This window comes from Elusimicrobiaceae bacterium, from assembly GCA_017528825.1.
In the GTDB taxonomy this organism is placed as follows: domain Bacteria; phylum Elusimicrobiota; class Elusimicrobia; order Elusimicrobiales; family Elusimicrobiaceae; genus Avelusimicrobium.
Genome location: JAFXOI010000012.1, coordinates 1 through 21,016, shown reverse-complemented (window position 1 = coordinate 21,016; position 21,016 = coordinate 1). Strand labels below are relative to the sequence as shown.

The 21,016-nt window shown below is 44.7% G+C and carries 25 protein-coding genes and 1 tRNA gene; 10 read left to right on the top strand and 16 right to left on the bottom strand.

Annotation, left to right across the window (positions count from 1 at the left end):
• Positions 1–40: 40 nt before the first annotated feature.
• Positions 41–799 (bottom strand): trypsin-like peptidase domain-containing protein, encoded by a 759-nt coding sequence (locus IKN49_03280; GenBank protein ID MBR3632069.1) that lies wholly within the window; start codon positions 797–799, stop codon positions 41–43.
• A gap of 90 nt (positions 800–889) precedes the next feature.
• Between IKN49_03280 and IKN49_03275 the strand changes: the two genes are divergently transcribed.
• Together IKN49_03275 and IKN49_03270 are read left to right on the top strand one after the other, a co-directional pair.
• Positions 890–1,360, top strand: coding sequence for a transcription elongation factor GreA (locus IKN49_03275; protein ID MBR3632068.1), 471 nt, complete (start codon positions 890–892; stop codon positions 1,358–1,360).
• Positions 1,361–1,368: 8 nt separating this feature from the next.
• Complete coding sequence (locus IKN49_03270) at positions 1,369–1,953, top strand: hypothetical protein (protein ID MBR3632067.1); 585 nt, start codon at positions 1,369–1,371, stop codon at positions 1,951–1,953.
• A gap of 136 nt (positions 1,954–2,089) precedes the next feature.
• Here IKN49_03270 and holA read toward each other — a convergent pair whose 3' ends face one another.
• Genes holA through IKN49_03255 form a run of 3 tightly spaced genes read right to left on the bottom strand, consistent with a single transcriptional unit; the run spans position 2,090 to position 6,203 of the window.
• Positions 2,090–3,103 carry a DNA polymerase III subunit delta gene (gene holA, locus IKN49_03265; protein ID MBR3632066.1) on the bottom strand — a complete coding sequence of 338 codons (1,014 nt, stop codon included), beginning with the start codon at positions 3,101–3,103 and terminating at the stop codon, positions 2,090–2,092.
• Position 3,104: 1 nt separating this feature from the next.
• On the bottom strand, positions 3,105–3,686 hold the full coding sequence (locus IKN49_03260) for a hypothetical protein (protein MBR3632065.1): 582 nt from the start codon (positions 3,684–3,686) through the stop codon (positions 3,105–3,107).
• Between the two features lie 9 nt (positions 3,687–3,695).
• Complete coding sequence (locus IKN49_03255; protein ID MBR3632064.1) at positions 3,696–6,203, bottom strand: leucine--tRNA ligase; 2,508 nt, start codon at positions 6,201–6,203, stop codon at positions 3,696–3,698.
• 202 nt (positions 6,204–6,405) lie between these two features.
• On the opposite strand from IKN49_03255, the gene IKN49_03250 reads away from it, so the two are divergent.
• Together IKN49_03250 and IKN49_03245 are read left to right on the top strand one after the other, a co-directional pair.
• On the top strand, positions 6,406–7,941 hold the full coding sequence (locus IKN49_03250; protein ID MBR3632063.1) for a prepilin-type N-terminal cleavage/methylation domain-containing protein: 1,536 nt from the start codon (positions 6,406–6,408) through the stop codon (positions 7,939–7,941).
• An 83-nt stretch (positions 7,942–8,024) separates the two neighbouring features.
• A complete protein-coding gene (locus tag IKN49_03245) occupies positions 8,025–8,402 on the top strand; it encodes a DUF4156 domain-containing protein (GenBank protein MBR3632062.1) in 378 nt (125 codons plus the stop codon).
• A 115-nt stretch (positions 8,403–8,517) separates the two neighbouring features.
• Here IKN49_03245 and rplS read toward each other — a convergent pair whose 3' ends face one another.
• Genes rplS through IKN49_03195 form a run of 10 tightly spaced genes read right to left on the bottom strand, consistent with a single transcriptional unit; the run spans position 8,518 to position 14,543 of the window.
• Positions 8,518–8,922 (bottom strand): 50S ribosomal protein L19, encoded by a 405-nt coding sequence (rplS, locus tag IKN49_03240; GenBank protein MBR3632061.1) that lies wholly within the window; start codon positions 8,920–8,922, stop codon positions 8,518–8,520.
• Positions 8,923–8,944: 22 nt separating this feature from the next.
• Positions 8,945–9,709, bottom strand: a complete 765-nt coding sequence (gene trmD, locus IKN49_03235) for a tRNA (guanosine(37)-N1)-methyltransferase TrmD (protein MBR3632060.1) — start codon at positions 9,707–9,709, stop codon at positions 8,945–8,947.
• On the bottom strand, positions 9,706–9,936 hold the full coding sequence (locus tag IKN49_03230; GenBank protein ID MBR3632059.1) for a KH domain-containing protein: 231 nt from the start codon (positions 9,934–9,936) through the stop codon (positions 9,706–9,708). The genes trmD and IKN49_03230 overlap by 4 nt, the downstream gene beginning before the upstream one ends.
• A gap of 8 nt (positions 9,937–9,944) precedes the next feature.
• Positions 9,945–10,199, bottom strand: coding sequence for a 30S ribosomal protein S16 (gene rpsP / locus IKN49_03225; GenBank protein MBR3632058.1), 255 nt, complete (start codon positions 10,197–10,199; stop codon positions 9,945–9,947).
• 41 nt (positions 10,200–10,240) lie between these two features.
• On the bottom strand, positions 10,241–10,927 hold the full coding sequence (rpe, locus tag IKN49_03220; GenBank protein MBR3632057.1) for a ribulose-phosphate 3-epimerase: 687 nt from the start codon (positions 10,925–10,927) through the stop codon (positions 10,241–10,243).
• Positions 10,924–11,925 carry a PASTA domain-containing protein gene (locus tag IKN49_03215; GenBank protein ID MBR3632056.1) on the bottom strand — a complete coding sequence of 334 codons (1,002 nt, stop codon included), beginning with the start codon at positions 11,923–11,925 and terminating at the stop codon, positions 10,924–10,926. Before IKN49_03215 ends, rpe begins: the two co-directional genes overlap by 4 nt.
• Positions 11,909–12,877 carry a methionyl-tRNA formyltransferase gene (fmt, locus tag IKN49_03210; GenBank protein ID MBR3632055.1) on the bottom strand — a complete coding sequence of 323 codons (969 nt, stop codon included), beginning with the start codon at positions 12,875–12,877 and terminating at the stop codon, positions 11,909–11,911. Before fmt ends, IKN49_03215 begins: the two co-directional genes overlap by 17 nt.
• Positions 12,878–12,883: 6 nt before the next feature.
• Complete coding sequence (dut, locus tag IKN49_03205) at positions 12,884–13,297, bottom strand: dUTP diphosphatase (GenBank protein MBR3632054.1); 414 nt, start codon at positions 13,295–13,297, stop codon at positions 12,884–12,886.
• Between the two features lie 8 nt (positions 13,298–13,305).
• Positions 13,306–14,343 (bottom strand): hypothetical protein, encoded by a 1,038-nt coding sequence (locus IKN49_03200; protein ID MBR3632053.1) that lies wholly within the window; start codon positions 14,341–14,343, stop codon positions 13,306–13,308.
• Between the two features lie 47 nt (positions 14,344–14,390).
• Positions 14,391–14,543 carry a hypothetical protein gene (locus IKN49_03195; GenBank protein ID MBR3632052.1) on the bottom strand — a complete coding sequence of 51 codons (153 nt, stop codon included), beginning with the start codon at positions 14,541–14,543 and terminating at the stop codon, positions 14,391–14,393.
• Positions 14,544–14,676: 133 nt separating this feature from the next.
• On the opposite strand from IKN49_03195, the gene IKN49_03190 reads away from it, so the two are divergent.
• The 4 genes from IKN49_03190 to IKN49_03175 all read left to right on the top strand — a co-directional run bounded on the left by IKN49_03190 (position 14,677) and on the right by IKN49_03175 (position 18,412).
• Positions 14,677–15,636: a hypothetical protein gene (locus IKN49_03190; protein ID MBR3632051.1), complete on the top strand. Its 960-nt coding sequence runs from the start codon at positions 14,677–14,679 to the stop codon at positions 15,634–15,636.
• Positions 15,637–16,001: 365 nt separating this feature from the next.
• On the top strand, positions 16,002–16,541 hold the full coding sequence (locus IKN49_03185) for an OmpA family protein (protein ID MBR3632050.1): 540 nt from the start codon (positions 16,002–16,004) through the stop codon (positions 16,539–16,541).
• A gap of 175 nt (positions 16,542–16,716) precedes the next feature.
• Positions 16,717–17,205, top strand: a complete 489-nt coding sequence (locus IKN49_03180) for a hypothetical protein (protein ID MBR3632049.1) — start codon at positions 16,717–16,719, stop codon at positions 17,203–17,205.
• A gap of 241 nt (positions 17,206–17,446) precedes the next feature.
• Positions 17,447–18,412, top strand: coding sequence for a pilin (locus IKN49_03175; GenBank protein MBR3632048.1), 966 nt, complete (start codon positions 17,447–17,449; stop codon positions 18,410–18,412).
• Between the two features lie 66 nt (positions 18,413–18,478).
• Here the strand turns inward: IKN49_03175 and IKN49_03170 are convergent.
• A tRNA-Asn gene (locus tag IKN49_03170) sits at positions 18,479–18,553 on the bottom strand.
• Positions 18,554–18,677: 124 nt separating this feature from the next.
• Here IKN49_03170 and IKN49_03165 point away from each other — a divergent pair.
• Positions 18,678–19,655, top strand: a complete 978-nt coding sequence (locus tag IKN49_03165; protein MBR3632047.1) for a DnaJ domain-containing protein — start codon at positions 18,678–18,680, stop codon at positions 19,653–19,655.
• Positions 19,656–19,686: 31 nt separating this feature from the next.
• Entirely contained in the window at positions 19,687–20,301 is a 615-nt protein-coding gene (locus IKN49_03160; GenBank protein MBR3632046.1) for a hypothetical protein, read from the top strand.
• Between the two features lie 60 nt (positions 20,302–20,361).
• On the opposite strand, the gene IKN49_03155 is transcribed toward IKN49_03160, so the two are convergent.
• Positions 20,362–20,856, bottom strand: a complete 495-nt coding sequence (locus tag IKN49_03155) for a TlpA family protein disulfide reductase (protein MBR3632045.1) — start codon at positions 20,854–20,856, stop codon at positions 20,362–20,364.
• Between the last annotated feature and the right edge of the window lie 160 nt (positions 20,857–21,016).

Genomic DNA, 21,016 nt, shown 5'->3' with positions numbered 1-21,016 from the left:
CAGAAAACAAGGGTCATTAGACCCAAGCAACTCTAGGTCCTTAGGAACGGTGCCGGCTAAAGAGGCGGCAGATCATTTCCCATGATTTTTTGATGTGGGCGACAAATTTACTCCACCAAGAAGCCTCTTCGGAAGGAGTGTTATCTTCCGGAGAGATGACTGTGGGGTAGTACCCATGAGCGTTTAAAAGTTTTACCAAGTAATTAGACGGAACAGCAAAATTGAGGTTTTGATTTCCTTCTCCTTTGTAGCTGGAAAAAGCAATCGATATGACGTTTCCTTGCGTGTCAAACACGGGGCTTCCGCTAGAGCTGGGTGAAATAGGAGCACTGATTTGATGCCAAATAATGCCGTCCGATTTTTTGCGTACTTGGCTGATAAGTCCGGAAGAAACCGTATTTTGCAGGCGGCGCGGATTGCCAATAACCGTGATATCTTGTCCCGGCAAGACATAATCGGAATCGCCGAATGTAACGGTGGGGAGGTCTTTGGCTCCTATTTTAATGATAGCTAAATCCACTTCTTTAGCTTGGCCCAGCAAATTGGCTTGACCGGACATAGCTCCTGTATTAAAAGTTACATTAACATATAAAGCATTGTCTGTGACGTGTCGGCTGGTGGCGATGACACCGTCTTGAGTGACAACAAAACCGGTTCCTGTAAAAGTAGTGCCGTCTTTTTTGAGCACATTAATAGCTACAATAGAGGGGGAATTTTCCTCCGCAATTTCCACATGTGTCTTGCTATAAGCAGGCCATGTACACGCGATGAGTAAAATATATGTGAGAAATCGTTTCATACATAAATTTATGCATATTTGGAGCAGGATGTAAAGTTGCCAAGCGGGTATAAAAATTGTACACTCTTGCTTAATGGGAGTGTATGTATTATGGAAAAAGTATATATTAGTCGTAAAAAATATGAAGCCCTGATGGGTGAATTAAAAGATTTGAAAAATACAAAGGCACAACTGTCGTTGGAAATTGGGGAGGCGGCCGCGCAAGGCGATTTGAAAGAAAATGCGGAATATCATGCAGCCAAAGAAAAACAAGCAGAAACATTGATTCGCATTCAAGAATTGGAAATGACCTTGCGTAACGCTGAAATTACCGATAATTTAACGGTAGACCATAGCGAAGCGCGTATCGGTGCGACGGTGACTATTCAGGATGTGGCGGCTGAGTTGGAGTTCACTTATACGCTAGTTGGTCCGATGGAATCAAACCCGGATAAGGGATTGTTATCAGTTAAAAGTCCGCTGGCATCCGGCGTGCTGGGTCACAAAGAAGGCGATGAATTTGAAGCGCAGTTGCCCAAAGGACCCCGTAAATATAAATTGGTGAAATTAGAATATAAATAGGAAATAATATGAAAAGTCCTGCCAAGATATTTTTGTTGCTGGTGTGGCTGGCGGTAATCGGTGGCGCGGCCTGGGGTTGGTGGCAGTTTTCCCACTCCGGTGCGTCGGCGGCATTTTCCCTGTTACAGCAAGGGAAATTTATACCTGGTCAAGGGAAATTTATGCCCGTCCAAGTAAATGACGTTTCCGGGTCTTTTGGAAAAATCAGCGAGCCTGAGAATTTTTCTATGCCGTCGGAGACAGTCTGTTTGAAAGAAACCGTCCAACGTGCCGAAGAAAAGCTAAACACCTACATAGCGGAAGGTGTGGCCCAGCAAGAAAATACGATTAAGATGTCAAGTTTTTCTGTTCAAGCAAAAAGTTGTGCCGGTACGACTGAAATTACTACGGTGGCGGAAGTGCAGGCGTCTTGTATGGCTGATCTCTGTTCCTATTATATAGACTTCCAACAGAACGGCGAGAGTGTGGCCATGTTTGTGGGAAGCCGCAGCGCAGATCAAAATGGTTGGACCACCAGTTGTTCGCCGATGAATCCGGAAATTGGAAAAATCGTTTGTGATGAAATTACAGCACCGGAAACAGCGGCGCAATAATATATTTTACGTGTGCTAAAAGACCCCGCTCATTTGAGTGGGGTTTCTTTTTGCCCTGTTGGGTTGTTTTCTTTTTGAAATAGTATGAAGGGGCAGGTTGGGGATATATAGACAATGAAGTCTAATCTGTTTTTAATTATCTTCCGGCAAAGAGCGTCATGATGATCCCTTTGAGCAGGGTTTTGGGGTCGGAGGCGGTAGAGGTTTTGAAGGCTTTATCGGCCTCAATCACGCGGTCTAAGGTTTTGACAAACGTGTCTACAGACGGAAAAGAACCCGCCCGGTTGACGAGGGATGTTTCCCAAAACATAAGTCCCGCTGCGCGTGAAATATCAGACGGAGCCATCCCCGCGTTTGCCATCATCTTGATACGAGCCATTTTTTGCAACGGATAAGAAATTTTGCTTAGTACCGATATAGGTGTTTCTCCGCTACCCAGCAGTTTATCAATTTGGGCTAAGGCTCTATTTTTATTTAAGTATTGAATCGCATTGGACAGCTCAAACGGGTTTTCTTCCTTGGAAAATCCAACTCCGGCCAGCACGTCTTTTTTAGAGATATTTTTATCGTTCCGCTCGGCGGTATATAAGGCCAATTTTTCAATTTCTTGTGACAAAGCATTTAAGTCCGCCCCTACCGTTTCGCACAATGTTTCAATGGCTTCAAAATCTGCCTGCAAATTTTGTTGGGCAAAACGGTTACGTATCCACTGGACCAAATCATCGCGCTTTAATTCGTCCAAATTAGCGGTTTCTCCGTGCTCGGCAACTACGGCGGGAAGTGTTTTGTCCGTTTTGAGTTTTTTACTGTCATTGTGGGTCAAAACAAGTACCGTGGTGTCTAGCGGATTTTCCAAATAACGCATCAGGGCCTCTTTGGGGTCTTTGCGCAGTTTTTCAATATCCGTTAAAATCACTAAACGTTTGTCTGAAAATACCGGGGCTGTGTTGGCTAGCGCAAGCACTTCGCCCATATCCGCTTTGTCTGCGGAAGAAGAATAAAGATTGAAGTCATCGGGATGTACCGCCGTTTTGATTTGGTCAATCAGCTCTTTTTTGCGGAATAAATCTTCTCCCGTCAGTAAATAAACGGGAGAGATAGTTCCTTTAGCTAAAGATTTGCTGATTTTATCGGCGGTGGACTTAGGCATATTATTGCGTAATGGTGGTATATTCCGGGTTCTGCATGACTTTGCGTTTGCTCTCACTCATGACAGATCCAAATCCGTCTACCGTGCGTTTGACAATGTCTTTAGAGAGCTTTTGCCAAATCAGTTCGCGCGCTTGTTGCTCCGTCATACCGCCCGGCAAGGTGGCTGCGGAATAATACTGCGTGCCCAAGAAAGCCGGCTCCCGCCATACGGGGGTGTTGGTGCTTTTGTCCATGAGCACAATATCCAGCCATACATCCATTTTATAAACGACAGGGATTAGGTTGCTATCATATTGCACCGGCACATTTAGATAGCGCGTAATGGTGGTAATAATCACCCCTTCCGCTCCGTTATTTTCGTTGACAATTTGATAAGAACCGTTTTTGAGAAATTCATCATAGAGTTGCAAATATAATTTGTCCTCCATGGCGAAAATTTCGGTTTTATTAAGAATCGGGCGGATAGCCACTTTGCGGATATGTTGCGGCATGATTTGGGCTTGCGGACGATAAAACGAACCTTCGCTGCCACAGGCGGCTAACGCGCAGATCACGGCCAACAGAAATCCTATTTTTTTCATAAGTTCTCCTTATTTTTTAGGGGCAATAATGATATTGATAATGCGGGCTGGCACGACGATAATCTTTTTTATTTCCATGCCCTCTAAATACTTTTGTATTTTTTCGCTGGCCAAGGCGGTTTGTTGAATTTTTTCTTGACTGGCTTTGGCCGGCACTTGGATGCGGTCGCGCACTTTTCCGTTAATTTGTACACCCATTTCAATGGTTTCCTGCGCGATGATTTCCTTATCGGCTTTGGGCCACAGCTGACGGACGAGGAAATCACTATGACCGTTGGTTTGCCAAATTTCTTCCGTAATATGCGGGGCAAACGGGTGTAAGAGTTTGAGGAAAGTGTCAAACGTATCTTGGCTGACGGCTTCCAATTTACTGATGTCATTGAAAAAGACCATCAGCGCCGAAATGGCCGTATTGAAATGCAGTTCTTCAATGTCTTGGCTCACTTTGGCAATCGTTTTATGTTTGAGAATTTCCACAGACGGCGGATTAGAAGCGGTGGTTAGTTTTACGCTTTCGTTCCAAGCCACAATACGCCGTAAGAAACGAGAAATCCCTTCAATCCCTTTCATATCCCACGGTTTACTGGCCTCAAACGGACCCATAAACATTTCATACATGCGGAAAGCATCGGCGCCGTATTGGCTGAGGATATCGTCGGGGTTGATGACATTCTTTTTGGATTTAGACATCTTTTCCACCATGGAGGATAATTCCTCTCCGGTGCTTTTCAAGAAGGCTTTTCCGTCCTTAAAATCTATTTCGTCATAACTATGATAGGCCCCTAATTTATCGCGGTAAGAAAAGGCCAAAATCATACCTTGGTGACGCAGTTTTTGGAACGGCTCTTTGGTATGTACTACACCCAAATCATAGAGTACTTTATGCCAGAAACGGGCATATAATAAATGTAGTACCGCGTGTTCCGCTCCGCCAATATAGCAATCTACGGGGCCGTAGGCTTTTTCAATTTCCGGGTCTACCAATGCTTGATCATTGTGGGGGTCCATATAGCGCAAATAATACCAGCAGGAACCTGCCCATTGCGGCATGGTGTTGGTCTCGCGCAAAGCCGGTCCGCCGCAACGGGGGCACGTAGTGCGCAGCCACTCGGTAGCATTGGCTAAAGGAGACTCACCCGTGCCGGAGGGTTCAAATTGTTTCATATCGGGCAGGCGCAGGGGGAGTTGATCTTCCGGCAGAGGCACGACACCGCATTTATCGCAATGAACAAGCGGAATCGGCTCTCCCCAATAACGTTGACGGGCAAACACCCAATCACGCAGTTTATAAGTAGTTTTGCCCTGTCCAAATCCTTTTTCTTTGAGCCATTCAATCATTTTGGCTTTGCTTTCACGTACTCGCAGTCCGTTTAAAAAGCCGGAATTTATGAGCTCTCCGTCTCCTGTAAAAGCGGCCTCTTTTACTCCTTGCTCGCTTTTGATGACTTCAATAATTTCTAAACCGAATTTTTTCGCAAAAGCGTAGTCTCTTTCGTCGTGGGCGGGCACTGCCATAATGGCACCGGTGCCGTAACCCATCAATACATAATCAGAGGTCCAAACGGGTATTTTTTTACCGTTGACCGGGTTAATGGCGTAGGCCCCTGTAAAGACACCGGTTTTGTCTTTATTCAAATCGGCGCGTTCCAAATCGCTCTTATTAGCGGCTTGGTTTTGGTAAGCGGTCACGGCTTCTTTTTGGGCATCGGTTACGATGCGTTGCAAAATAGGATGTTCCGGCGAAACGACCATATACGTCGCGCCAAACAGGGTATCCGGGCGCGTGGTGAAGACGGTTAGTTTATCGTGAGAGTCAGCGATTTGGAAGGTAACCTCGGCCCCTTTGCTCTTGCCAATCCAGTTCTTTTGCATAGCCAGGGTGCTCTCCGGCCAGTCCAGTCCGTCTAAATCTTCGAGTAAACGTTCGGCGTAAGCGGTAATTTTCAAAATCCATTGACGTAAATTGCGGCGTTCGATTGGGTGTCCGCAACGTTCGCACTTTCCATTAAATACTTCTTCGTTGGCAAGCCCTGTTTTGCAGGAAGGGCACCAGTTGATAGGTACGGTCGATTCATAGGCAAGGCCCTTCTTAAACAATTGCAAGAAAATCCATTGTGTCCATTTATAGTAATCGGGATCTGTGGTATTAATTTCACGGTTCCAATCATACGCCAGTCCCAACGATTTGATTTGCCGTCTAAAATTATCGATGTTTTTTTGCGTGGTAATGGAGGGGTGGATGCCGGTGGCAATCGCATAGTTTTCGGCGGGTAAGCCAAAAGCATCCCAACCCATAGGGTGCAACACATCAAAACCGTTCATGCGTTTATAACGAGTCAAAATGTCGGAGGCCGTGTATCCTTCCGGATGGCCGACGTGCAATCCCGCTCCCGACGGATAAGGGAACATGTCTAAGCAGTAAAATTTTTTACCTTTCGGCAAACGGGGGCTGGCAAAAAGATTTTCCTTTTCCCAGCGGGCTTGTTGTTTTTTATCTATTTCTTGAAAATTATCCATACAAGTATTTTAACAATTTTTAATGGGGAAAAGGACTTTGTTTTTTAGGGTCTTTGCTATCTAAAAAAATAGCACTTGAAATTTGCTCTTTTTTTTACTAGCATTTTAGTAGGGACTTTGTGTGAAGCCCCTAAGAGATATGTCGTAGATTGCCAGTCACTTGAAGGTGACCGGCAAGTGTTTTTGGAACTGGAGGAGATTTATGGGCTGTTTTAGAAAAAGAAGCAAAGCGTTTACTCTGACAGAACTATTGGTCGTGGTGCTGGTACTGGGTGTATTAGCCGGCGTCGCGGTGCCGAAGTTCAAGCGTGTATTGGAGACGCGCAAGACTGGCGAAGCCGAGAGCATGTTAGCGGCGGTACGCACCGAGCAAGAGCATCGGTGTGTCATGGGAAACCGTTATTTAGGCGAGGATAAGAAAAACAAGCTGACAGTATTAGCCAATGCCTCGACCAGTAAAAACTATACTTATACATTGACTAACCAAGGTGCGATTGCCACCGCAAAAGGGGGCAATTATACTTTACAGATTCCCTCTTACAAAGAAGGGGTTGTTTGCTGTTCAGGGGATGGATGTAGTGCGCTGAATAAAAACTATCCAAACTGTAATGACTTGGTTGCTACGGTAGATGAATGTACGGCAGAAGGGGGAAGCTCCGGTGGCGAAACCCCAGAACCGGAAGCCTGTGTCCCCGAATCTACTACGAGTCATTTTGACATTGGTAGTGGGACAGATGGGAGTGGAACTTGCTATAAATCCCATAAAAAAACTTGTGATGAAGAGGGCAATGCTCACTGGACAGAAACATTAAACTATTGTGAATGTGATAACTCAGGATACACGTGGGATGGCAGTACGGAGACGTGTGTAAAAGCGGAGAAGCAATGTTCCGGTCCTTCCACGCAAAGCGTTTCTATTAGCCACGGAACTTGTACGCAAAATCGTACGTGTAATACAAGTACTGGCAATTGGAGTGAGTGGCAGACGGATGAGAGCACGTGTAGTTGCGACGATGGATACACGTGGGATGGCAGTACGGAGACGTGTGTGAAAAAGAAATGTCCCTATCAGGAGGGGGATCAAACTGAAGTATATAAGGATGAAAGAATTGCTTTTGGCTATTGTACACGGAAATATAAGGTTTGTGACACAACGACCGGCCAATGGGACTATACTGATGACGACGATTACGACAACGATTACAGCAACTGTAGGTGTGATTCGGGATATACTTGGCGTGAAGCGAGTAAACAATGTGTTTCGGATTGTGCAATGAGTTCTTCTGATTGCCAAGGCTCTGGTTGGGGCGAACAGTACGGAAACTGGAGTATAGATCAAGCTACTTGTACTTGTAAGTGTACCGGCTGTACCGCTCCATATGATAAGTGTTGGGTAGAGACATCGAATGGAAAAGTATATGGAACCGTAACATATAGTTCTTGCAATAAAGAGACTTGCGGATGGGATGTTTTAAAATGTACTACTCCTCAAGGGAACGAATGGGTATACAAAGGGCCAGTTATTGGCTCTAAGAGTTGGTTTGAAGACGCGGACAACGGCGGCCGTTCGGGACACTCTTGTTCTAAGGTAGGTGATACAAATGTCTATTCATCTTTTACTAGCTCGACAAGTGGCCCATGTGGAGTTGGATCGGGTGGATGTTTCTTCGGGGAGAGAGTAGAGTGTGAATCCAAACCTCCTTATGATTATACTAGCTCTTTTGAAATAGGTTCTTAATAGAAAACAACACAACACACCCCCGGGCAGGTCCCGGGGGTTTTTGATATAATAAGAGAAACAGAACAAAACCAGGGGTTAATATGAAAAAGATAAGTTGCTTTTTATTGTGTGTGTTTGCGTTTCTTAGCGGATGTGTACTGAGAATGAATCAAGCTCCGCAAGTGGATAGCGCGGCGGCGGCAGCGGTGCAAATTGTCAGCGTAGAGCCGCAAGGATGTGAGTTTTTGGCCGGGGTAACCGGTGACCAAAACGGTGGCGAGCCGGGACATTTTAAGTGGGAAAAATCCGTCACTGAGCGCGTGCAAACAGATTTGAAAAATAATGCGGCCAAATTAGGCGGTAACGTTGTATATATACGCAATGCCTATATGGGGGCCCCGGACCGCTCGGACGATTTCTATAGTCCGTTTTACATCAACGGCGTACAGTATAACGGCATGATTTACAAATGTCCGTAATGCCCTTGGAAACGTGCAAGGTATTGAAACAAATTTAGTCCGATATTTATAACACAAAGCACCCCGCTCACAAGAGCGGGGTGTTTTCAATCAGAGGAAATAAACAGACAAACTGTTATTTGGCCTCGGCCGCGGCTTGCTCGGCGGGAGCGGCAGTTTCGGTAGCAGCAGCTTCTGCAGTCTGTTTTTTTACTTCCTGCAAGCGGGCAGCTTTACCGGACAATTTCTTTAAGTAGTTCAGTTTCGCGCGGCGCACTTTACCGTGTTTCAAGACTTCAATGCTTTCCAAGCGGGGGGAGTGAATCGGGAAAATACGTTCCACACCTACGCCAAAGGAAATTTTGCGCACGGTGAAGGTTTCGCTAATGCCGCTACCTTTGCGGGCTACTACAACGCCGTCAAAGGCCTGCACGCGTTCGTTTTCGCCTTCTACTACTTTGACTTTCACGCGCACCGTGTCGCCGGATTTAAACGACGGCACGTTGGTTTTCAAATTGTGTTTAATTTCGTTGATATTCATAACTTTTACTTCCTCCGAAAAATCATTTCGTTTTTTTCTTAAGCGGTGATTTTTTGCTCACCTTTTTAGCTGCCTTTTTGGCAACTGTTTTCGTTGCGGCCTTTTTTGCCTGAGAGGTTTTTAGCAAATCGGGTCTATATTTTTGTGTCAACAGCAGCGCTTGTTCCCGCTTCCATTTTTCCATTTCTTTGTGGTGTCCGCTCAAAAGTATTTCAGGTACTTTTTTGCCCCGCCATACTTCCGGGCGGGTATATTGTGGTGCTTCCAACAATCCATCTTCAAAGGATTCAGAAACAGTTACATCTGCCTTCTTAAATGTGCCCGGCAAGAGCCGCGTGATTGAGTCTATCATCACAGCTGCTGCCAGCTCGCCGCCGGTTAAAATAAAATCTCCCAGCGATACTTCTAAGTCCATCTGCGGATAAACGCGTTCGTCTATCCCTTCATAATGCCCGCACACGAAAATCAGGTGCTTCTTTTTAGCCAATTTTTTTGCCAAACTCTGCGAGAACGTTTGTCCACGCGGGCTAGTCAAAATGACTACTGAATTCTTCTTGCGCAGCTTTTTAATGGCCCGGTAAAGCGGCTCGGCTTTCATAAGCATTCCGGGACCGCCGCCGTAGGGCCGGTCGTCAAGCGTATGGTGCTTGTCATCGGTAAAATCCCGCGGATTTGTAATACCTAACTTGAGCACTCCGCTCTTTTGCGCCCGCCCGACAATGCTTTGCCCTAAGGGCACGGCAAGCATTTCGGGAAACGCTGTTACGACATCTACTTGTAACATCAGTCTTCCAATTTTAACGTAACTTTTACGTTTTGTTTGGCCGCCGCCGCGCTGAGCACGGTGCGTACGGCCTTGATGATGCAGCCGTCTTTCCCGATAACCTTGCCTTTATCTTCGGCAGATACTTTGGTTGTCAGGTAAATTTTGTTGTTCTCAATTTTTTCTTCTACCACCACATTGTCCGCATTTGCGGAGAGGGATTTGAGAAGGATAGTGGCTAACTCTTTCATAACAACTCTTATTTTGCGGCGGCTTGAGCTTTTTTAATCAAGCTGGCTACCGTTTCAGACGGCTTAGCTCCGTTTTTTATCCAGTATTGCACGCGTGCCAAGTCTAATTTCACTTGCTGCGCGGCTTCTTTGTTGCACGGATGATAAATACCGAGCACTTCTTTAGCTTCAGAACCGACCGCGGTTTTCTTTTCAATCGCGACGACTCTGTATTGGGCTTGGGCTTTCTTGCCCACTCTTTGTAATCTAATGACGACTGCCATTTGTAACTTCTCCTTATGTTTGCCTGCAAGCAGGCATGTAATTAAATCGTGGCCGCTTGGCGGATATCCGCCAAGGCTTGTGCCGGGTTTTTGGCGGCAAAAATAGCATTGCCCGCCACGAACACATTCGCGCCGGCTCGGGCTGCTAATTGCGCCGTTTGCGCATTGATGCCGCCGTCTACTTCCAAATAAATGGGATGATCGGCTTTAGCAATCAATTGCGACACTTGTTCAATTTGGGCTTGGCTGGTAGGTAAAAAACCTTGCCCGCCAAAACCGGGTTGTACCGTCATTACCAACACCATATCTAAATAGGGTAAATACGGTACCAAACGTTGCGGATCGGTATCCGGCTTAATCGATAAACCGGTCCGAACTCCTTGATCTTTAATTACTAAAAGAACTTGTTGTACATCCTCTGCCGCTTCCACGTGCACCGTTAAAAAATCGGCTCCTGCTTTGGCAAAAGGCTCCACAAAATGCGAGGGCTTTTCCACCATCAAGTGCACATCCAACGGCAATTGAGCGCGGCCTTGTAGGCTTTTAACAGTAGCCGGACCAAAACTCAAATTCGGTACAAAATGCCCGTCCATAATATCTACGTGTAACCAGTCGGCACCGGCTTGGCGCACCTGTTCTACTTGATGCCCCAACTGCCATAAGTCCGCAGACAAAATGGAAGGCGCAATAATTATTTTACCATTTATAGGGCCGGTTGGGGAAGTCATTGTATTTCGCGCTCCCGTACCAAAATGCCATCTGATAAAATGCGGAAGGTGGCGGCTCCACTATATGGAATTTCTAAATCGATTTTGCTACCGGGCTGTTTGGGTTCATTGATTACTTCCCGTTCGCCGTTTTTGTCTATTAACACCACGCGGATACGCATGGCCTTTTTACCCTGAGGTAATTCGTAATGTAAATGATATGTTTTTTCATCGTCAGAAGCAGGGCGGCGGCTGACTACAATTTCCAAATTAGATCCGGGGGCAATTTGACTGTCTGCCAACGGTTTCTGAGAAGCGATTACTCCGTATGGGAAGGGGGATTTATCATCTTCTTTCACAATCAAATTGATATTTTGTGTGCTGGCCCATAAGGTAGATTCCGCCAACTTTTTATTACGAAAATCCGGTACTAAAATGACACTGGCGGGAGGTTGCCCGTTGGAGAGGGTCAGCGTTACTTTATCGCCACGTGTTAACATGCTGTCTGCTTCCGGTTTCTGAGCGATAATGAATCCTTTATCTACGCTTAATGAATAAGCGTGCTCTACTTTTTCTACTTGAAGACCCGCTTGGCGAATAGCTAATTGTGCCGCACGCAAATCCAGTCCCTGTACGGCAGGAACAAATACCATTTCATCCCCTTGGCTAATCCAAACACGGATCACTCTTCCTTCACGCACCGTGCTACCGGCCGACGGAATTTGGCGCAACACAGAACCCGGAGGAACTCCTTCGGCAAATTCTACACCGGCTTGTTTGAGTGCTAGATTAACGGAAGCTAAAGAATTAAGCGCCGTGGTAACTGGCTTGTTGGTAATATCGGGCACTTGTACTTCTTGTCGGGTATGTACTAAGGCCCCTAGTACCCAATCAATCGACACCGCAAGTAGCGCAATAAAAAATACCAAGACAACAAAAACTACCACCCATTTTACACGGGAGGAAGTTTTTTTCTTAGCAATAAATTCATCAAAATTTTGTTCAGTCTCTGTTGCCATGAAACACTACTACATCTGCGGCAGGTTTAATACCATGTCCGTTGGCATAAGCGGCCGCGGACATAGGTTTTTTCCCAGCAGGATGTACCTCGGTAATCCAAATATTTCCTTGATTACATTTTACTAAAATTCCGCGTTGGCTTTCAACGGCTAATACGGTGCCGGGCAGGGCAGAGGAAGCAGTTGTATCTGCTAGAGAGGTGCGTAGAATTTGTAAGGTTTCTTCTTTCCCGTTCACTTGCAGTAAGGTGCGGGCCTTAGGGCCACAGGCTAGTCCGCGTACCCGATGGTGAATTTGAGGGGCGGTTAGAACTTGAAAATTAAGCAGGGCATCTTCCTTGCTGATTTGAGGTGCCAAAGAAGGAACGCCGCTTTGCGGAGTTTTTACCAGATGTCCGGCTTGTACTTGAGTAAGTGTTTCCCGCAGGGCTTCTAACCCTAACGGTATTAGTTTTTCAAATAAGGTTTGTGCGTTATCTTGCGGATCTACCGGAATGGATTTTTGCAAAAATAAAGGGCCGTCATCTAAACCCGGTTCTATCCAAAAAACACTCACACCCGTAGTTTTGAAATCTTGAAACAAACTATGTTGTACCGGTGCCGCGCCGCGCAGCAGCGGCAAGAGCGAAAAATGGACATTCAAAATACCCAGTTTCGGTAAAGCCAAAAAATCAGGGCGGAATATTTTTCCAAAAGCAACGGCCACACCCAGCTCAAACGGGATTTGTTTTACTTCTTCTAAAATATCTTTCATTTTCTCCGGAGAACGAACGGGCAGACCTAACTCCAAAGCGCGCTGTTTAACCGGGCACGGTGTAATCACCATACCACGGCCGCGGGGTTTGTCCGCTTGCGTTACCACCAACTGTACTTCAGTTAACTCGTGCAAGAGCTCTAAATAGGGTACAGAAAGTTGAGGTGTTCCGAAAAAAATGGTTTTAAGTTTAGACATAGATTATTATTTTCCCGTACTTCCAAATCCACCGTCTCCGCGAGCGGTATCGGAAAGTTCTTGTACCTGTGTGAAAGAGGGGAATAAAGTGGGCAGTACTACTAATTGAGCCACTTTTTGTCCGGCCTCAAAAATAAATTCCTTCTCATTCAAATTATATAAGCAGACAATGAGTTCTCCGCGGTAAGAAGCATCAATGAGCCCGGCCATGGCTTTAATTCCTTTGCTTTCTACGGAGCTTTTTCCCCAAATAATTCCGGCAGTGTCTTGCGGTAATTCGATAGCTATTCCGGTGTGTACCTGCGTGATTGCATGCGGCGGCAACACCGTGCGTTGCAAAGCAAATAAATCAGCACCGGCATCGGTGGAATGGGCACGTTGCGGTAAAAGAGCGTGCGGATCTAATTTTTTAACATTCATACAAACTCCTATTTCAATTTAGCAATTTGGTGTAAGGCACTTTCGGCATACGGTTTGACGGAGGCAGACCCGTAATGCGACAAGGCAGTGATCGGTGCGATTAAACTTTTTAATAGTCCGATATCGAAATTTTTGTCTGAAGTGTATAAAGCCGCATCCGGGCTTGCTAACACCCCTGCCATATACGTAGCGGCGCGGATAGCATTGATGCGTGTATTTTCGTCTGTGCTTTGCAAAGCCTGTCTAAGCGGTTCCACTGCATATCCCGTCATAAACCCTAAGGCAAGAGTATATACGGAAGCGGATGCAGCACTTGGCTTAGTTTTCAAACCTTTCAGAATAGGCTCTAAAGTCCAAGATCTATTTTTGGCTAGGGCCGAAGCAACCGAAACAATAGCGTTAGTATCTGTTTCTTTTTTTGCCATTTTTAACAGGACGTTGGCCGCTTGTTCCGTTCCCATATCGGCCAGCCACGAAGCGGCGGCAGAACGAATTTGTGCATTTGTCGATTGAGAGGCACTTTTGAGTTGTTTTAAGAGCTGTTTTTCGTTGCCGGCTATTAAATTCATCGCACGTTGTGCAAAGGCCGCATCGTAAATGTACAAATTGACAATGTAAGGCGCGTACGAAGTGTCGGAGGGATTTAAGATGGTATAAGCTGCAGCCGCGTATGCCCGCAACGCAGGATCTGTGCTGGAAATAGCTTCTTGCAAAAGAGGAGTCGTTTCTGCATAATTATTTCCCATAGCAGTTAAAATAATCGCGGCGAAGACTTGTTTTAACGGTTCTTGTTCACGAAGCAAAAGACGGAATAATTTGGTTTGCTGAGCGGATGTCGGCGGGATGCGAACTAAACTGGCACCCGTAGAAAAAATCAAATCAGGTTGTTTGGCAGTGATAAATAATTGGAGCACTTGTTCGTTTTGTGCAGAAGTACGAACAGGGGCCTGCAATAGCGGCATTACTTCAGAAAGATTTGTCGCGGTTTTGCACAGGATAGGTAAAGTATAGAGGGTACATAGACAACATAAAAGTAGTTTTTTCATCCTTTTATTATAACAATTTAGACAAAGCGGGGTAAAAAGCAGCTTGCCTACCGGGTAATTAAGGTAGACAGTTTTTTGACGGATACGTTCGGGGAAGTGGTGTGTTGCTTGGTATATACTTTAATCTGGTCCTTTTCTTTGACAGCAACGACGGTTTGATTACCCAGTGCAAGTAAAAAACGTAAATTTGATTTATTCATATCTAGTCCCTCATCTTTATTATAGAATAGCGTTTTTGAGAGGCCCGCGCAAGAGAATTTAGACCTAGAATTTGCTAGGTCTGCCACATAGGCCCTACTGGAACTGAGAAGGATATTTTGTTAGAATAACTTCATGAAAAAACTATTTATTCTATGCTTCTGTTTGTTTTCGTTGAATGTGTTTGGCGGGGAACCTTTGATGTTGTTAAATCCCGCCCGGGAAACTTTTCTGAATTTTCCTTCTGCTTTATTACCGGATAAAACGATTACGGTGTTTTTGCCAGAACCAGCGGTGCCCTTGCATCGACAGTATCCGGTGGTGTATATCTTAGGAGCTATTCCAAAGGATGCTCCGGCTGCGCAGTCCGTGCTGGAAAAAGCCCAAAAGAAAGCTATTTTAGTAGGGATTAACACCGAGGATATAGATTTGACAGATACGGCAAAATTAGTCTCTTTTGTTTCACGGGAATGGGTACCCTATATACAGGCAAATTATCCGGTCATTGATCATCCCTCAAGCCGGGTGCTTGTTGTGCAAAATCCGTCCGGGTTACGTGCGGCGGCAGCTTTGCTGGCGCAGAAAGAATTATTTGCACGAGCGGTTCTCTTCCGCCCCGGAGAGCAACCCATTTCTTTGGCGGGGAGTGATGAGCATTTGCGCGTGTTGATAGCCGGCCGTCGCTCGGAAATACTACCTTTGCAAGAAACCTTACTGGATAAAGGTCTGGCATACGGCGATGGTTTTGTGACGGAAATTAAAGAAGAAAGCGCTGTTTGGGATAGTATTAATTTGGATTATTTATTTGCGGAAGACGATACATTACAAGTCCAAAAGATAGAAGGAACGATTGCTCCGCAGAGCATTTCACTACCGCTTAGACAATCGGCCACGTTGGCATGGAAGATATTATTAAAAAATCAAATGCAATTTGATTATATCGCTCCCTCCCTGCGCCTATCACCACCCTATTTGCAGTGGAATCCGCAAACCGGTGAGGTAAATATATTGTCCGGAGCGGTGCCCGGAACGGTAAAAATCAGCCTGTTTGTGGATAAACAGAGGTGGCGGGGTAAAATTAAGCTCAAAAAGTAGCTGAAAAGTACGTTTGTAAGCAAAAAAACGGGAACTTGTCAACAATTTTTTTTCAAAAAGATTCAAAATCTAAAAAATGAACAAGGTTCTGTGTTCTCGTCGGAGAAAAGACGAAAAATCATATATTTACCTATACAAACGGCATATTTATCCACAGATTTTGTGAGTTATCCACAGATTTTAGACTAAGTATTAAGAAAGATAACAAAAATAAAATAAAAAAAGCTGAAATGTAGAGTAAAATAGCAGTTATCCACAGCTTATCCACACTTTGTGGATAATGGAAAACTCAGTAATTTAATTAAAACAAATTCGTTTGGTTTTGCTATAATCTGTAAAGAGCAGTTGATTTAAGGAGAATGCAAATGTCCTATTTTAAAACGATGTTGATAGTCGCCTTGGCCATGATGGGTATGGCGTGTGCCTCTTCTGAAAAGACCCCGGAAGATGCGGATATTCCGCGTCTAGCCGAGAGAGACCCTATTATCGAAATAGAGGCCAAGAAAAATGAGAAGTTGTTCAAACAAACTGAGAAAGAAATGGCAGAAAGTATGCAAGTGCCGGATATCAATTATTTATTTGATTCAATTCGTCCGCCTGAATATTCTTATGAATTATTAGACAAGTTGGCTAATATTTTGAAAAAACATAAGAATATGAAATTGATTATTGAGGGGAACACAGATATTGTAGGCGACCGAGATTATAACTATTGGTTAGGTGCATCTCGTGCAGCGGCTATGAAATCTTATTTGGTCAGTCGTGGAGTATTGGCGGATCGAATTCGTATTCACTCGTATGGTTTTGACCGGCCGATTACGTTGGATACCAGTAGAGAAGGTCGTTACACCAACCGTCGTGTACACTTTGTGTTGACCACGCGGGACTGGCAATCTGTTTATTAAAAGTTTTTTTGTTAAGCAAAGCGGCAAACAAATTGTTTGCCGCTTTTTTCATGTTTTCTTTTGAGATAGGTTACAGGTGAGATGGATGCATTTTCCTTCTGAAATAAAATATTATTTATCACTGCAATAAACACCTATGCTTGCGTGTTTTATAAATTGCAAGGAGGAAAAAAATATGAAAAAGAATCTTATACTTGTGATAGGATTAGTTTGTTTTCTGAGCAGTGGTTGCATGGCTACTGTTTCGCCTGGAACCACTTTGTACACGCGCTACTGGGATGTAGCCGTGGAACCGACCGTAGTAGTAGATTCGGCCGTGGTAGTGGATACGGCCCCGGTGCTCATTACCCCTCAACCCTTAATTAGTGTGCCGCTGTTTCCGTTGGTAGTGGAGCATCATAAATCCGTGCACCCTCCGCGGGTAGTAGGGCGTCCCAGACCGGTGCATACGCCGTTATTGACATCGCGTCACAATGCACGACCTCATGTGCAGCGACAACCGGCTCACACACCTTCGCATGTGTCCGGTCATTCGGGACGTGTGTCGCATACATCTATAGGCGGCTCGTCTCATACAGCTGGTAAAGTTTCCCAGAACTCGCACAGTTCAGTGTCCAAGTCTTCACCGGGAAAACAACATGGTTCGTCCAGTAAAAAAAGATAAAGAGAAATAGGTAGCAAAAAAACACCCCCGAGAAATCGAGGGTGTTTTTTGATAAGGGAGTACACCTTGCGGTTATTATTTTTGCTTGTTGTTTTTTGGCCGTTTTTTCGTCGGGAAATAAAAAAGGCTTGACTCGTTTTTTTTTTTGCTACGATTTCTTAGAACGCCGCTGTTTTCAAGGCACTGAGTCGTTAAACGTTGCATTACGGGCGTTTTAAGATGATTAAACAGGAGAATAAAAATGTCAAGGAAAGCCTTTACTTTAATTGAACTATTAATCGTAGTTCTTATTATCGGTATTCTTTCTGCTATTGCAATACCGATGTACCAAGGAGCAGTGGACAAGAGTCATTGGAGCACAATGCTCCCGGGAGCCAAAGCGATAAAAGATGCAGAAGAAGCATTTAAGATGTCCAATGACGGATATACCAGTGAAATGGGAAATCTTGATGTGACTATGGAGAATAATGACTTAACATTTAATTTAATCACGCCCAATAACACCTCTGACCCCAATGTGATAAGAGTGACGAACAGTAAATTAGCTAATGTGCGTTTAGCGAGTTACTTAGATGATAATCCAAAATTTGCCGGACAACTACATTGTGAAGCGGCCACCGGAGATGAGCGCGCAAACCGGCTCTGCGGTGGTTTGTTACAAGGGCAAGAGCTAACGTCAGCTGACGGATATGTGGGATATCTTTTAGACCAAGAGATAGACCAAGGAACTTGTCAAAATGCCAGTCGCTCTTGGAGTACGAGTAAAACAAAATGCTATAAAACGACTGCGGAACGGTGCGAGGCATTAGGTATGGGTGTAGTAGCTAGCATGGACGACCAATGCGGATATGAAAATATCACTAACCAAACTGTGGGAGTAGAAGGTACTTGCATCAGTACGGTTTGGGGAGGATGTGATCGTAGTAAAGTGTCGGGGGGCGTTATTTGGTGCAATGGAAATAGTACAAATTGTGGTAACAGTAGTACAGTTACTAATGGTGGAGTATGTGTGGATAATGGTGTTAGTAATGTGAATTGTTATAACGTGCAATTTACAAATGGTTCTATTTGCTATGAAAATTCAGGAAATGGATGTATTGCTTCTACATATGATTCTACATCTTGTTGTTGTGGAAAGCACTGTCCTTCAAATGCCCCTAAATGTTCAGACCGAGGAATAACCTGTGACCCGCAATATATGAAATGATGCAAAGCAGTTTGCGTGCTCAGGGCATAAAAAACAGACCCCGAAAAATCGGAGTCTGTTTTTTAATGGCTCGCCCTGAAGGACTCGAACCTTCAACCTACCGGTTAACAGCCGGTCGCTCCACCATTGAGCTAAGGGCGAATAAATTGTTTTTGACTACCTATCTATTATACTTAAAAAAAAATACTTTGTAAATATCTTTTAATGGCAGTTTTCGTTTCTCTGTAAATTATATAAAATAAGAACAAAGAGGGGGAAAAATAGTATGGCAGAGTACAAAGATTATTACAAGATTTTAGGTGTAAACAAAAATGCAACCGATGCGGAAATAAAAAAGGCATTCAAAACGGCCGCACGTAAATATCATCCGGATTTGCATCCTGAATCCGAAAAAGCCGCAATGACGGAAAAATTCAAAGATGTCAATGAGGCTTACGCGGTGTTATCAGATAAACAGAAACGTACCATCTATGACCAAGTAGGACAGGAAGGATATCAAAATTATGCCCGCGGAGGCGGAGCCGGTGCTACCGGAAGAGGACGTTCTGCTTATGGCGGCAATCCGTTCGGCGGCGGATATCAGCAATATAGCGGCGGGAATGGCAACACCTATTATAATTTTAGTTCCAACGGCGGCGGTAATTTCGGCGGAGCAGATTTTAGTGATTTCTTTCAAAGTATTTTTGGCGGACTGGGCGGCTTTGGCGGGATGGGAGGCATGCAAGGTTTTGGCGGCGCCGGTGCGCGCGCCAGCCAGCGCAGCGGGGATACAGAAGCGGAACTGGCCTTAAATTTGGAAGATGCCCATCGGGGCGGCCAGATGCAATTAACCTTGCCAAACGGTCGCAACGTAACCGTTAAATTGCCGGCCGGTGTGGGGGAAGGAAAACGTATTAAACTGAAAGGATATGGAAACCCAACGCAACGGGGTAACGGAGATTTGTATTTAACGATTAAAATACGTCCGCATTTGACTTATCGTTTAGAGGGTGATGATTTGCATACGCAAGTAACGTTGATGCCGTGGACGGCCGCTTTGGGCGGGACGATTTATGTACCTACCTTGGACGGTCCTGTGCAAGTAAAAGTGCCCGCCGGAACACATGCCGGCAAAAAATTAAAGCTCAGCGGCAAAGGGCTTAACAGCAAGGGCAATTTGTATGTGACGCTTAATATTGACGTGCCGCGTAGCTTGAGTAAAGAACAAAAAGAATTGTTTGCTAAGTTAGCACAAATCAGTTAACAAATTCTTTTGTGAGAGAGAAAGAAAAAATATGAAACAACTATTATCTTGGTTAGATCCCTACAAACAAAGTTTCATTTATTTTCGGTGGGATTTTTGGAGTGTGTTAATCTGCATCTCAGCCGTGGTTTGGGGATGTCTGCATGCTTACCAAGGTATGGTGTCCGGTTGGCTAAATAATATGTTTGTTTACTTGCCCAATTATCTTACGCACGAATTTTCTCATCGGATGTGGTGCACGCTGAGATGGGAATGGTGGTGCTATGCTTCGGGCAATGCGATGGAAACGCTCATTCCGTTCTTTTTGTGTATAGGGGCTTTGCGTTTGCGCGGCGGACGGTATGTGCTTCCGTTACTGTTGTATTGGCTGGCTACTACGTTGTATGGGGCAGGTATTTATGCGGCAGATGCTCGGGCCATGAGCTTGCCGTTAACTTCTTCCGATATGGTTAGTAATTTTACGCCGGGTACTGTAAAGGGAGATTGGCATTATATTTTGCAACCGCTGGGCCTTTTGGAATGGGATGTGGTGATTGGCCATATCTTGGTGTATTGTGGGGTAGTGTGTTTAGTAATGGCAGTGTATAGCTTGTATTATTATTGGACGCATACCGAGCAATATATCGGGGATGTCCAATGGAATTAAATTTTACTTGTTAAAACATAAATATCCCCCGGCTTAAGTCGGGGGATATTTATGAAATTTTTATTTCAATAGTTTGTCAATTTCTGCTTTATATTCATCGGCCAGTTTGTCGGAATAACCACTCCATACTTTGACTAATTTGTGATTTTTGTCAAACAACACGATGTGCGGGAATCCTTCTGCATGCAACTGATGAGCGGCTTCATCGCCTTGGTACAAAATTTTAGATTTAATATTGTGTTCTTTTTGTACTTTTTTGACGGTAGCCAAATCGTCGTCCACAAACACGCCGACTACTTCCACTTGATCCCCAAAGGCAGCAGTCGTAGCATCTAAGGCCGGTAAAGAACGTTTACACCACGGACACCACGTAGCCATTACGGCCACCAATACCGGTTTCCCTTGATAATCTTGGGATTGCCAAACTACTTCTTCTTCGGCAGCTACCGGTAAGGATAAATCCAAAGTAGGAGCTTTGGGAATGTCCGGCACTTGCACGCAGGCTCCCAGTAAGAGGGTGCCTAATAATAAGCCACATAACGTTTTAATCTTCATTGATTTCTCTCCTTGTTAAGATATGTACATTGTACCTAAAAATGTATCCCTTGTGCGCATAATTCTTAGGTGATTAAAAAGTATAATATAGACTATGAAACAAAATCATACTCAAAAAAAGGCTTCTTCTTGGAAGTATTCATTGTGGTTTGCTTTGGCC